Raw genomic sequence first — 12,422 nt, forward strand, 5'->3', positions numbered from 1 at the left:
TGTCCCGACACACGAATCCGAGTTGACGAAAACCGCATGCTCTGCCATGCAAACCCAATGTCCGGTTCCGGGTTGATCCCGGAAGAAATAGGGAATGCAGTGCGGTGATGAAGATCACCAACTCTGCAACTGCCCCCGCAACTGTAAGCGGTGAGCGCGGCTGACAACGCCACTGGGGAACACCCCGGGAAGGCCAGACCGTCGCATTGACCCGCAAGTCAGGAGACCTGCCGGATACGTGTCCTCGGAAGGGACATTTCATTTTCGGCGGCGGGGTGCGCGCCTGATGCTTTTGTCCATGTCGGCAAATAGTATCTTGCGTCCAGTCGTCAAATTTAAATGCGTGCCGGGGTTGGCACGACGTGAAAAAGGACGAAAGTTCATGAAAAAGCTGCTTTGCGCGGCCGCAGCGGCACTGGCCATTCCGGCAATGGCCCAGGCCCACTTCCTTCTGGAATACACCACCGACACCATGATCGAACGTCCGGGCGATGTTCCGGTCAAACTGATCTTCTGGCACCCGCACGAGGCTGGCCACGCGATGGTCATGGAAAAGCCGGAAGAATTCTTCGTGATCCACAACGGCAAGAAAACCGACCTGATGGACACCCTCAAGCCGTTCACCTTCGAAGGTCCGGACAACAATGCGCCCGCGTTCATGGGCTCCGTTCCGGTCAAGCGTTCGGGCGACTACGTCATCGTCACCGTCCCGGCGCCCTACTATGAAGAGTCGGAAGACATCTACATCCAGCAGATCACCAAGGCCTACCTGAACCGCAACGAGCTGCCCACCGACTGGGATCAGCCGCAAGGTCTGGCCACCGAAATCCTGCCGCTCAACAAGCCCTACAACATCATCGCAGGCTCGACCTTCACGGGCCGCGTGCTCAGCGAAGGCAAACCCGTGGCTGGCGCCGAAATCGAAATCGAATACATGGCAGCCGAACCTGACATGGACAGCAACGGCACCAAACCCAGAACCGCCTCCCCCCTGCCGGGTGGCGCAATCGTCGCGATCTCCGACGACAACGGCTATTTCTCGTTCGGCATCCCGAAAGCCGGCTACTGGGGCTTTGCCGCTCTGGGTTCCGGCCCGGCCACCGAACATGAAGGCAAGGAACTAAGCCAGGACGCCGTGATCTGGATCCGCGCCTGGGACCTGGAGTAACCCCCCATGCACATTGTCGACGGCGCACTTTCCAATCCCGTAGTCATCGGCGGCGCAGTTGCCGCCGTGGGCGGGATTGCCATGGGCCTAAGATCGCTGGACCTTGACCGCATCCCCACAGCGGGGGTGCTCTCGGCAAGCTTCTTTGTCGCCTCCCTGATCCACGTGCCGATCGGGCCGTCGTCCGTGCACCTTATCCTGAATGGCCTCGCCGGGCTTCTGCTCGGCTGGGCCGCCTTTCCCGCCCTCTTCATCGGCCTCCTGCTGCAGGCCGTGTTCTTTGGCTTCGGTGGTCTGACGGTTCTCGGCGTCAACGCCGTGAACATCGCCTTCCCCGCCGTTGTCGCCGGATTGCTGTTCAGCGGAATGATCGGTCGCGGCTCTCCTGTTCAGGGCGCCATATGGGGGGCCATAGGTGGCGCCTTTGCGATTGCCGCCACAACGGCTATGGTCGCAGTCTCTCTCGCATTGACAGGTGATGAATTCTTGCCGGCCGCCAAACTCGTGTTCTTCGCCCATATCCCCGTCATGGTGGTCGAAGCCGTCCTGACCGGTTTTGCAGTTCTGCTGGCCCGCAAAGTCAAACCCGAACTCTTTGTCAAAGGGGGCACAGCATGAAACACCTCTGTCTGGCCCTCGCCCTGCTCTGCGCCCCGCTACCCGCCCTTGCCCACAAGGTCATCGCCGGTGTCTTTCCCGCAGGGGACGCAATTGAAGGCGAACTTGGCTTCTCCAACGGTGATATGGCGGTGGCCCAGGAGGTCATTGTCTTCGGCCCAGATGGTGCCGAAATCGGCCGCACAATCACCGATGGCGATGGCTTTTTCCTCTTCACGCCCCAACAGCCCGTCGCACACACCTTCCGCGCCGACATGGGCGCAGGCCACGTGGCCGAGGTGACAATGCCCGCCAAAGACGTGGCCAAGATCATGGGTGTTGCCGCAGAACTGGTTGAGGCCGTCGCAAACGATACTGCAACCGGCAACAGCGCCACTATCACTGTTGCATCGCTCTCCGACAAAGAGCGCCTTGCCATAGCCGAGGCCGTACGCGACGAGATCCGCCCGCTGCGTCGGGAAATCGCCGCCTACCGCGAGAAAAACGATCTCCAGTCCATTCTCGGCGGTATCGGCTATATCGTGGGTCTCTTCGGCCTTGGGTTCTACATCGCCGCCCGGCGCAAGATGGACAGTTGATGGTCTACGTACTCGAACAGCCAGACAAGACAGTCTCCCAACCGGGGGAACTGGGTCACTATGGCCTGCTGGGGTCTCTGGACCCTCGCGTACGCATCGTGATCGCCTGCCTGTTTGCCATCGTCACCGTCGCCCTGACCTCCATCGCGGCGCTCATGGCCGCACTTCTGGTGTCCATCGGCCTGCTGATGCTCTCCAAACTGCCCATGCGGCGCACTCTTCGACGTATGGCGATGATGGACAGCTTCATCATCTTCATGCTGGTGCTGCTGCCGTTTTCCATGCCCGGTGACGCAATGTTCACCGTCTTCGGTTTTCCGGCAAGCTGGCAGGGCCTCTGGAAAGCGGTCGAGATCGGCCTGACCGCCAATGCCGTGATCCTCGCCGTCATGGTTCTCGTTAGCACCATGGAACCCGTCACACTTGGCCACGCGCTCTACCGGATGCGCTGCCCCGAAACACTTGTGCATCTGTTGATGTTCACCATCCGCTACATCGAAGTGCTGCGCGAAGAATACATGCGCCTGCGTGCCGCGATGAAAATCCGCGGCTTCCGGCCCGGCACCAACTGGCACACCTATCGCAGCTTTGGCTATCTCGTCGGCATGATGCTGGTGCGTGCCATCGAACGCTCCGAACGCATTCTCGGTGCCATGAAATGCCGTGGCTTCTCTGGCAAGCTCCTTTTGCTGCGCGAGTTCGAAATCGGTCGTCGGGATCAGGTTTTTGCCTTCTGCATGGGCGCGGTCTGCCTCGGTCTCTTCCTGCTGGAATTCGCATGACCATCCTTGCGCTCGACGACATTCACTTCGCATATCCCGGCTATGCCCCCGTTCTGGAAGGGGCGTCGCTCTCTCTCGAACCGGGCCAAAGGTTGGCGCTGACCGGCCCCAATGGAGCGGGGAAATCGACCCTTCTGCGGATTGCGCTTGGCCTGCAAAAACCAAGTAAAGGCACGGTGACAGCCTTCGGGGAATTGCGTCAGGACGAGGCCGACTTCCATGAAGTCCGCCGCCGCATAGGCCTTGTGTTTCAGGACCCGGATGATCAGCTCTTCTGCCCCACCGTGGCCGAGGACATCGCCTTTGGCCCCCTGAACCTTGGTCGCAGCCGCGAAGAAGCGCTGGCCATCGTCGACAAGGTTCTGGGCGACCTTAGCCTCATGCACCTGAAAGACCGCGTCACCCACAAGCTGTCCGGCGGCGAAAAGCGTCTGGTGACGCTGGCAACGGTGCTGGCAATGGAACCCGAAGCCCTCTTGCTGGATGAACCCACCAACGCGCTCGACACCCGCAACGAAGCGCGCCTGCTGGAAATCCTGCAAGGCCTGCCCCAGGCAATCCTCCTGATCAGCCACTCTCCCGGCTTTCGCAAGTCACTTACCGACGAAGCATTGGACCTGCGCGATGGAAAACTGGTCAAAGCCGAGGCCTAAACACCCGAAAAGCGCACCACTTTTCTGGCGCCGATCAAATCCTCAACCACTGACGACCAGCGCAGGTTGCTGCCCTGTGACACGTCGCACTTCAGAAACCGCGCGCGCCAAAGCCGGGCCAACTTCGTCGTGAATACGTGAATCCGTCAACAGGCTGGACGTCGAACTTGCGAGGAAGGCGACTGGCTCTCCCAAGTCGCTCGGTCGGTAGGGCACCGCCACTGCGTTGATCGTCTCCGAAAACCTCTCGACGCCCCGCACCTGCGTGAACCCGCTGGCCAACAACTCGTCCCGCGCTTGCAGACGAATACGACCAAGCTCCTGCGCAACGGCCTCATCGTCCTGCGCAAACCCTTCCACAAGCGTGTCGAACTCGCCGTCGTCCAGCGCCCCGAGAAAAGCCTTGCCGCTCGAAGAACTGGGCAGCGGCATCCGATACCCCACATCCAGCCAGATCGAAGGAGACTCCGCAGGCCGCCATGCCTTGGTCATCAACATCCGGCGATCATCCTTGATGCTGATCGCGGTCAGGGTGCCGGTCTCATCCGCAAGACGCTGCATCGTGGGCGAGGCAACCTCGACAAACGAGAAAGACGCCGCCGCGATATTGCCCAGGGCCAGCGCCGCTGGTCCCAGGCGATACTTGTCGTGCTTGCGCCCGTGCGTGAGATACCCGAGCGCGCAGAGAGTAAAGGTCAGCCGCGACACCGTAGGTTTGGGAATGCCCGTCCGTTCCGAGATTTCCAGGTTGCCAAGCCCGTCATCCGTGGGACGAAACGCGCGCAGGATGGTCAGACCCCTGGCAAGTGTATTGGCATATCTCCTGTCGGATGTGTCGCCTGCCATGTTTCCCCCTGTCGCGGCCCAATCACGCTTGGACGTGCCCAGACCTTGCTTCTTTGTTCCTTGATCCAAGACTTTACTGAACAGAGCTTGCCAGCACCAGAGAGATTGACGGGAAGGCCACCAGAAGGATCAGAACGATCACATCCACGCTCAGGAACCGCCAGATCCCGGAGAACACCATTCCGATGGGGGCGTCTTTGCCCACGACGTTGGACAGGACAAAAACGTTCAATCCAACCGGTGGCGTGATCAGGCCGATTTCCAGAAGCTTTACCACGACAACACCAAACCAGATCAGGTTCAAACCATAGGCCTCGACCAACGGCACCACCAGCGGCAGCGTCAGAACCATGATACCGATGGGATCAAGGAACATGCCCAGCATCAGGTAAACCACACAGATCGCCAGCAACAGCGTCGCCGTCGAAAGTTCAGCCTGTGACACCCACTCCACCAGCGCAGGCGCCATGCCAGTCAGGGCAATGGCCGCCACAAAAATCTTCGCCCCCGCCGCGACGAAAAAGATCGCCCCGGTCTGAACACAGGTTTCTCGTACCGCCAGCCAGATATCCCCAAGGCTCAGACGTCGCTGTGCAAACCCGATGACACAGGTCAGAACTACGCTGACCGCTGCAGCCGCCGTCGCGGTGAAAAACCCGCCATAGATGCCAACAACGATCACAAGGAAGATAACCGCCGCAGGCCATGCACTGCGAAAGGCCGCCATCTTCTCGGCCCAGCTGGCCGATTGCCCCTTGGCCGGCACCGCTTTCGGATCAGCCTGAATCCACAGGATAATGACCAGGACAAATCCCGCCAATGTCAGCAATCCAGGCAGGATGCCTGCGATGAACAGCTTGTTCACCGAGGTCTCGGTAAAGATCGCGTAGATGATGAAAAGGATGCTCGGGGGGATCAGAGAGCCAAGTGTCCCCCCCGCCGCCACACTGGCGGTCGCGAGCCGGGGATCATACCCCAGCCGCAGCATTTCAGGTGTACAGATTTTGCCCATGGTCGACGCGCAGGCGAGGCTCGATCCGGTGATCGCCGAGAACCCGCCACAGCCCATCACGGACGCCACTGCAATGCCGCCCCGCAAACGCAGCAACCAGACCTTGGCAGCATCATAAACCGCCGTGGTTATGCCCGCCCGATAGGCGATATTGCCCAGCGCGATGAACAGGGGGATCATCGACAGATCAAAGGAATGCACGAGGTCGAACGAGTTGGAAAACACCAGCGAAGAGGTCGCCCGGATCGCGCGCTCGGGCATGAACGTGCCGGTGCGAAAGGCAAAGATGGTGAACGCCGCCAAGGTCGCGACACCCATCAGGGCAAAGGCAATCGGCACACGAATGGCCAAAAGCACGAGCATGACGGCAAAGGCGACAAGGCCTACGACAGAAGGATCCATGCGGTCTCTCCGAAATAAGGGTTATGTTTGGGCAGAAAGTTTAGCAACCGGGGCGCGGATCAGCCGTGGTACAAATCCAACGTTCCGCCTCGCAAGAGAACGCGCACGTCCTGAAAGACCATCACCAGAAGGCGCAGCCACCCAAGTGCGGTACCAATGACAAAGGCCAGACGACCAGGCCATTGCGGCAGGTCGAGGTCGCCATAGAACACGCTGCCCGTGTTCCATTGGTGCAGGAACTCCTTGCCGCCGGAATACAGGATGGGCGAAAACGCCAGCAGCCCGAAAACCGATCCAAAGACGACAAGCCAGCCTACCACCCGATCCGGCAGTTTGTTGGTCAGAAACTCCACCGAGATATGCGCACGGTTCGCAGTCGCCGCAGCGAGCGGCATCACGATGGCCAACACCATCAGCTCGCGTACGATGACAATCGTGTCCGGCACCGAACTGTTGAAAACATTGAGCGCGATCACATCCGCAAAGATCAACAGCGCCAACAGAATGATCGAAGCCGTCGCGATCTCGATAAAGATCTTCTCAAGCCGTTGCAGCATCGTTTCCTCCACTCCTGTCCTGTGTACCGGTCGCGGGCCGAACAGCCATTCGGCCCGCATGTTTGTTGACCAGGGCTCAGTTACTGCTCGCCCAGGGGTATCCATTTGCCTCGAACTCAGCGGTGAACTCTGCCACAGCCGCGGTGTAGGTCTCCAACAGCTTGTCGGCATCCAACCCCACGCTGCGCGCGTTTTCCTTCCACTCTTCGATGTAGGGAGTGGTCGCCGCGTTCATTTTCTCACGGTCTTCGGCACTCATTTCGATCACTTCGATAGGACGCGCGGTGTCACCCGCCTTCATCATGGTCATCGCCTTGCCGTTGGCGCCGGTCACGATCTTGGCAAAGGTATCCGCCAGCTCTTCACCCGCCTGCATCAGGACCGCCTGCTGCTCGGAGGTCAGGCTGTCAAAGGTCTGCTTGTTCATGAACATCCCATAACCGCCGATCTGTCCCCAGTTCAGAACGGTATAGTTGTCCATGACCTCGTCCCACTTCAGCGCCGGGATCACATAGTCATAGCCCTGGGTACAATCGATCAAACCGGTGTCCAGCCCCTGATAGGCCTCATAGACGGACAGGTTGACACGTGTGGCGCCAAGATCGCCAAACACCTTGCCGTAAACGCCCGCGCCACGCACCTTCTTGCCCTTGATGTCTTCGATCGAACGGATCGGATCACCCGCGCAACCAACGTTCACCGCCGACGCCGTGAAGGTGCCGATATAGACCAGGTTCTGACGCGCCAGGTTCTCGGTGATCTGCGGCTCGGTGCGCATCAGACGGTCCGTAGCCCGCAGCGCGACCCATGCATTGGCCCCGCCAATCGGGAAGTCCGCGAGCGAATAAGCCGCCATTTCCTTTTGGAAATAGGCCGCGATAACCGAGCCCGCATCCGCAACACCGTCACTGATGCCCTGAACCGCCGCGCTTGCCTTGAACAGCGCGCCACCCCACTGGATGTCCATCTTGAGATCGCCGCCCGAAAGTTCGCCAATCCGGGTGTTGTACCACTTAAGCGCAGCAGGGATCGTGCCTCGTGCAGGACCACTGTGGCCATAGTAAATCACGGTTTCCGCTTGGGCGGCGGTTGCGGCCAGACCGGCCGCGATGGTCAGTCCCCCCAGAAAATTCTTGATCAGTCCCATGGCTGGCATCTCCTCCATTTTTGCCGGGTTCAGTTTCACTATGTGGAATTTAGCCGATCTGTCCAGCTAATTTTACATAGTAAAAATTTATTCCATTCATTCTTCGCGATCTTTCGCTCGTCAGGTTTCCAAAGCTTTCAGTAACTTACCTTATCCCGAAGAAACTCAACGCGCGCAGGCCAACTCCCTAGCCCATCGGGGCGAGGTCATCCGCAAAGGTTTCGATCAGTTTGGCCTTCAGAATTTTGCCTGTCGGCGCAGCAGGCAATGCATCAGCAACAATGATTCGCGACGGACGCTTGTAAGGCGCCAGCTTGTCGTGAACCCAGGCCTTCAGATCATCCTCACCTATCCCGCTGCCGGTTGCGGCGGTGACAAAGGCCAAAACTTCCTCATTGCCTTCAACCGCGCGACCAACAACACCGGCCACAACCACATCAGGGTGTTCGGTGAGCGTCGCTTCGATCTCGACAGGATAGACGTTAAAGCCGGAGCGGATGATCAATTCCTTTGTCCGCCCGGCAATGTGCAGCCGCCCCTCATCATCGAAACGTCCAAGGTCACCTGTCCGGAAAAAACCGTCTTCCGTCAGGGCGGCCGCGGTCTGCTCGGGATCGCGGAAATATCCTTTCATCACCTGTGGACCACCCAGCAGAATTTCACCGATCCCTTGATCTGGCGTTGCCCCTGGGGCCTCCATGTCCAATCGGAAAACACACTCGCCCATTGGCACCCCGACACTGATATCCGGATTTCCGATCTCGTTTTTTGTAGCACAAACACCGGCCGCGCCTTCGGTAAGCCCATAGCCGTTCTGCAGGGGAAGTCCGTAAAACGCCTCCGCCTCCCGCTTCCACGCCGGGTCAAGCGGCGCGCCGCCCGACGACACGAACCTGAGCTTGCCCGTGTCGTACTTTGGCATGTTGTGGGCGCGGGCATAGTTGAACAAATGCGCGTGCATCTGCGGCACCGCCGGAAGCAGGGTCACATCCTCTTTCAGGGCGTCATACAGCCGTTCGACCGAGAACTTCGCTTCCATCCGCATGGCTGACTGCGCATGTGCAACCGACAACAGCGTGACAAGACCGAATATATGGCTCAACGGCAGCGCAAGGTAAGTCATGTCATCGGCCCGCACGCCACGCACCTCGGCCGAAGCCATTGCCCCCGCGATCAGGTTGGCATGGGTCAACATCGCGGCTTTCGGTGCCCCGGTCGTCCCCGAGGTGTAAAGCAACAGGGCCACCTGCTCCTTGCCATCGTCGAAAACGGGTTCGGACACGCTGTTCGAACGCGACATGATCGCAGCCGCACCAAACGCCCCGGATACATCCTCGGCACCAAAGTGCTCTGCATGTGCCTTCGCCGCTTTCGAAGACCCGGTCGAGAACATCACCGCGCTCGGGTCCGAATGTGCGAAAATACGCTCCAGCTCGGGCACCGACAGCCGCGCGTTCACCACGACTGCCGTCGCATCAATCATGCTGGTGGCAAAGAAAAACGCGATCACCTCAGCGCAGTTCTCAAACACCAGAACCACGCGGTCTCCGGGGCGGACATTCTGCGCTTTCAGACACGCCGCCGCCGCGTCGGCAGCCTCCTTCAGATCAGACCAGGAAAATCTCCGGTCATCGAAATCGATCAGAGCCAGATCGGCAGACCGGTTTGTCGCCGCTGACAACAGCAGCTCATGCAGGCGATTGGTCATGGTTCTCCTCCCAAAGCCCTGTCTCAAGCCGCCAGGCCAAGGCGGCCCAGTGCCACAAGGGCCTCGTTTTCAAGCCGTGAAACGATGTCGGCAAAGGGCTCGATCCTGTCGACAAACCCAAGCGCATGTCCCGCCGACAGAATCCCGCGCGAGACGTCGCCAGTGGCATAGGCATTGCGCCCGATCTTGCCCGACACGTGTTCCAGCAACTCGGCAATCCCGATATCCGGATTGTCCCGCTCAAGCTTGGCCACGGTTTCCGTGGTTTCATTGCGCAGCGACCGAACCGTGTTGCGCACAGAATGCATGGTCAGCTGCGTATCCAGTTCCGAAGCATCAATCATCGCCTGCTTGTAACCCGGATGCGCCGTCAATTCCTCGGCCACGAGGAACCGCGTCCCCATCACCACCCCCGAGGCCCCCATCGCCAGCGCGGCGATGATCTGCTTGCCATGGCCAATGCCCCCGCCCACAAGCCACGGAATGCTCAGCCGCTCATCGGCAAGCCCGGCGTTTACCATGCTACCCACCATGTCCATGCCCGGATGCCCGCCACATTCCGCGCCCACGATCGACACCATGTCGACCCCGACCGCCTCGGCCTTCACCGCATAGCGCAGCGAGGGCACCTTGTGCAGAACTGTGATCCCCGCATCCTTGAGGATCGGCATAAACGCTTCGGGGCTACGACCGGAAGTCTCCACAAACCGCACACCTTCCTCGGCAATCAGCCGGAACACCTCTTCGGTCTTCTCCCCCGGCACCAGCTTGGGGATCATCGACACGTTCACCCCGAACGGCCTGTCACCGCACATCTCGCGACAGCGCCGGATTTCGGCCCGCAGGTCTTCAAGATCGGGAAAGCTCGCCGCGGTGATAAAGGAAATGATCCCGGCATGGGCCGCCGCAGACACGTATTCGGCATTGGCAAGCCACTGCAAACCACCGGCGACCACGGGCAGGCGTGTCCCGAAGGTGCGGGTCACGGCAGTATCAAAAATCTCGGGAATCTGTGTCATGGGAGTCATCCTTGTCGGAATACAGGGGATTTCTTGTTCAGGAACGCGTTGATGCCAATCTGGGCCTCGTCACCGCCAAGGGCCGTGGCCATCGCATCCCGCTCGTGGGTCAACTGGTCTTCAAAACTGGCGCTTTCGGACTGATTGATCAGGGTCTTGATCTCGCTGATCGCCACCTCCGGCCCTTGCGCCAGCCGATTGCCCAGATCACAGGCCGCCGCGACGGCCTCACCCTCTGCAACCAGTTCGCTCACCGCCCCAAGGGCCCACATACGCTCTGCCCCCAAGGGTTCGCCCAGCATCGCCATCCGCGTCACCGTGGCCCGCGGCAATGCCTGCGAAAGCGCATAGGTGGCCCCGCCATCCGGCACCAACCCGGCCTTCACATAGGCCAGCGTAAACTTGGCCCCCTCTGCCGCCACGATCATGTCGCACGCCATGGCCAGCGACAGACCAGCCCCCGCCGCGCCACCTTCCACCGCCGCTATCACCGGTTTGGGACAGGCGCGAATGGCACGCATGATCGCGCTCAGCTTCTCGATCTGGATCTTGCGATCCTCCAGAGACAGCTCCCTGCGTTCCTTCAGCATGTTCAGGTTGCCCCCCGAACAGAAGAAGCCCCCCTCACCCGCCAGCACGACCGCCGCAATCGCCGGGTCCGCCGCCGCATCCTCGAGTCCCGAGAGCACCCCCTCGTAATACTCGGGCGACAGGGCATTGCGCTGGCCGGGGTTGCAGTTCCAGATAACCATCACATTGCCCAGGTTTTCATGTCGAAACAGGGTGCTCATGTCTCACTCTCCAAACCGGCCAATCCTCAAGCCGCCTTCAGCGCGATGAACCGCGCCAAGTGGTGATCGACGTCCCCGAACAGGTGGTCGATCATCGTCAGACGACGGGCAAAATGCGACAGCGCGTATTCGTCGGTCATGCCGATCCCGCCGTGCATCTGGATGCACTCTTCGGCCACCAGCGCCCCCACCCGACCAATCAGGTTCTTGGCAGCACTCACATGGCTTTCGCGAATGTCGCGGGGCTGCTCAAGATTGCCCGCAAGGTTGATCACCGCCGACCGCGCCTGCTCAACTTCGATCAGCATGTCTGCCATACGGTGTTGCAGCGCCTGGAACTTGCCGATCGGAATGCCGAACTGCTTGCGCTCTTTCAGATAGTCGATGGTCAGCGCCTTGGCCGCCTCCATGGCACCAAGGGCTTCGGCACAGATCGCGCACAGCGCCCGCGCAACCGCCGCTTCCAGCGCAGCAAACCCCGCACCTGCGGCGCCGATCCGCATGGTGTCGTCCACCGCGACGCCCTCGAACCGCACTGTCGCCGCCGAGGTTCCGTCGGTGTTGATATGGTCAACAACCGTCACGCCCGAAGCACCAACCGGCACAAGGAACAACGAAATGCCGTCCTCGTCATCCACCGCCCCGCTTTCGCGCGCCGACACCACGAAACTCTGCGCCTGCGCACCATTCAGGACGTGGGTCTTCACCCCGCTCAGCACACCATCCGCCACCGTCGTCTCGACGTGGTTCAGATCATAGCGCGCCGCCGCCTCGCCCTGCGCAAGCGCCACGATCTTCGCACCGGCGATGATCTCGCCAACAAGCTCTTCGTGACCGGCATCCGCCAAAAGCCCCCCCGTCAGCACAGCCGGCAGAACCGGCTCGATCACTCCCGCGCGGCCAAGTTCTTCGAACACCACGCTCAGATCAAACCCTGCGCCACCAAAGCCGCCTTGGTCTTCCGAAAACAGCGCCCCAAGCACCCCAAGTTCGGCCAGACCGGCGAAAATCTCGGTATCATAAGCCTTGCCCGAGGCGATCAGCTTGCGCCGCGCCTCGTGGTCATACTTGTCCGCCAGGAACCGCGAGAGGGTATCGCGCAGCATGCTGCGTTCTTCGGTCAGATTGAAATCCATGCTCC

Annotated in this window: 13 protein-coding genes and 1 riboswitch; of the genes, 5 read left to right on the forward strand and 8 right to left on the reverse strand. The window is 60.3% G+C overall.

Annotated features, from left to right (window positions below; all coding sequences use genetic code 11):
• Positions 1–45: 45 nt before the first annotated feature.
• A riboswitch (cobalamin riboswitch) is annotated at positions 46–249 on the forward strand.
• 133 nt (positions 250–382) lie between these two features.
• From ABWV42_RS08805 to ABWV42_RS08825, 5 genes are read left to right on the forward strand one after another with little or no spacing between them, the layout of a single operon-like run.
• A complete protein-coding gene (locus tag ABWV42_RS08805; protein WP_353339803.1) occupies positions 383–1,168 on the forward strand; it encodes a DUF4198 domain-containing protein in 786 nt (261 codons plus the stop codon).
• 6 nt (positions 1,169–1,174) lie between these two features.
• Positions 1,175–1,786, forward strand: a complete 612-nt coding sequence (gene cbiM / locus ABWV42_RS08810) for a cobalt transporter CbiM (protein ID WP_353339804.1) — start codon at positions 1,175–1,177, stop codon at positions 1,784–1,786.
• Positions 1,783–2,364 (forward strand): NikL family nickel/cobalt ECF transporter subunit, encoded by a 582-nt coding sequence (locus tag ABWV42_RS08815; protein WP_353339805.1) that lies wholly within the window; start codon positions 1,783–1,785, stop codon positions 2,362–2,364. Before cbiM ends, ABWV42_RS08815 begins: the two co-directional genes overlap by 4 nt.
• Positions 2,364–3,146 carry a cobalt ECF transporter T component CbiQ gene (gene cbiQ, locus ABWV42_RS08820; protein WP_353339806.1) on the forward strand — a complete coding sequence of 261 codons (783 nt, stop codon included), beginning with the start codon at positions 2,364–2,366 and terminating at the stop codon, positions 3,144–3,146. The genes ABWV42_RS08815 and cbiQ overlap by 1 nt, the downstream gene beginning before the upstream one ends.
• The gene (locus ABWV42_RS08825; RefSeq protein WP_353339807.1) at positions 3,143–3,799 is read left to right on the forward strand and encodes an energy-coupling factor ABC transporter ATP-binding protein; all 657 of its coding nucleotides are present in this window, start codon (positions 3,143–3,145) and stop codon (positions 3,797–3,799) included. Before cbiQ ends, ABWV42_RS08825 begins: the two co-directional genes overlap by 4 nt.
• A 42-nt stretch (positions 3,800–3,841) precedes the next feature.
• Here ABWV42_RS08825 and ABWV42_RS08830 read toward each other — a convergent pair whose 3' ends face one another.
• The 8 genes from ABWV42_RS08830 to ABWV42_RS08865 all read right to left on the reverse strand — a co-directional run bounded on the left by ABWV42_RS08830 (position 3,842) and on the right by ABWV42_RS08865 (position 12,417).
• Entirely contained in the window at positions 3,842–4,645 is an 804-nt protein-coding gene (locus ABWV42_RS08830; RefSeq protein WP_255108738.1) for an IclR family transcriptional regulator, read from the reverse strand.
• A 73-nt stretch (positions 4,646–4,718) separates the two neighbouring features.
• Positions 4,719–6,059: a TRAP transporter large permease gene (locus ABWV42_RS08835; RefSeq protein ID WP_353339808.1), complete on the reverse strand. Its 1,341-nt coding sequence runs from the start codon at positions 6,057–6,059 to the stop codon at positions 4,719–4,721.
• A 59-nt stretch (positions 6,060–6,118) separates the two neighbouring features.
• Positions 6,119–6,616 carry a TRAP transporter small permease gene (locus tag ABWV42_RS08840; protein ID WP_353339809.1) on the reverse strand — a complete coding sequence of 166 codons (498 nt, stop codon included), beginning with the start codon at positions 6,614–6,616 and terminating at the stop codon, positions 6,119–6,121.
• Positions 6,617–6,692: 76 nt separating this feature from the next.
• On the reverse strand, positions 6,693–7,763 hold the full coding sequence (locus ABWV42_RS08845) for a C4-dicarboxylate TRAP transporter substrate-binding protein (RefSeq protein ID WP_353339810.1): 1,071 nt from the start codon (positions 7,761–7,763) through the stop codon (positions 6,693–6,695).
• A 187-nt stretch (positions 7,764–7,950) separates the two neighbouring features.
• Positions 7,951–9,471: a class I adenylate-forming enzyme family protein gene (locus ABWV42_RS08850; RefSeq protein WP_353339811.1), complete on the reverse strand. Its 1,521-nt coding sequence runs from the start codon at positions 9,469–9,471 to the stop codon at positions 7,951–7,953.
• Between the two features lie 23 nt (positions 9,472–9,494).
• On the reverse strand, positions 9,495–10,490 hold the full coding sequence (locus ABWV42_RS08855) for an NAD(P)H-dependent flavin oxidoreductase (protein ID WP_353339812.1): 996 nt from the start codon (positions 10,488–10,490) through the stop codon (positions 9,495–9,497).
• Positions 10,491–10,495: 5 nt separating this feature from the next.
• On the reverse strand, positions 10,496–11,281 hold the full coding sequence (locus ABWV42_RS08860) for an oxepin-CoA hydrolase, alternative type (RefSeq protein ID WP_353339813.1): 786 nt from the start codon (positions 11,279–11,281) through the stop codon (positions 10,496–10,498).
• Between the two features lie 26 nt (positions 11,282–11,307).
• Entirely contained in the window at positions 11,308–12,417 is a 1,110-nt protein-coding gene (locus ABWV42_RS08865; RefSeq protein ID WP_353339814.1) for an acyl-CoA dehydrogenase family protein, read from the reverse strand.
• Positions 12,418–12,422 lie beyond the last annotated feature (5 nt).

The organism is Pelagimonas sp. KU-00592-HH (genome assembly GCF_040369695.1).
Taxonomy (GTDB): Bacteria; Pseudomonadota; Alphaproteobacteria; order Rhodobacterales; family Rhodobacteraceae; genus Shimia.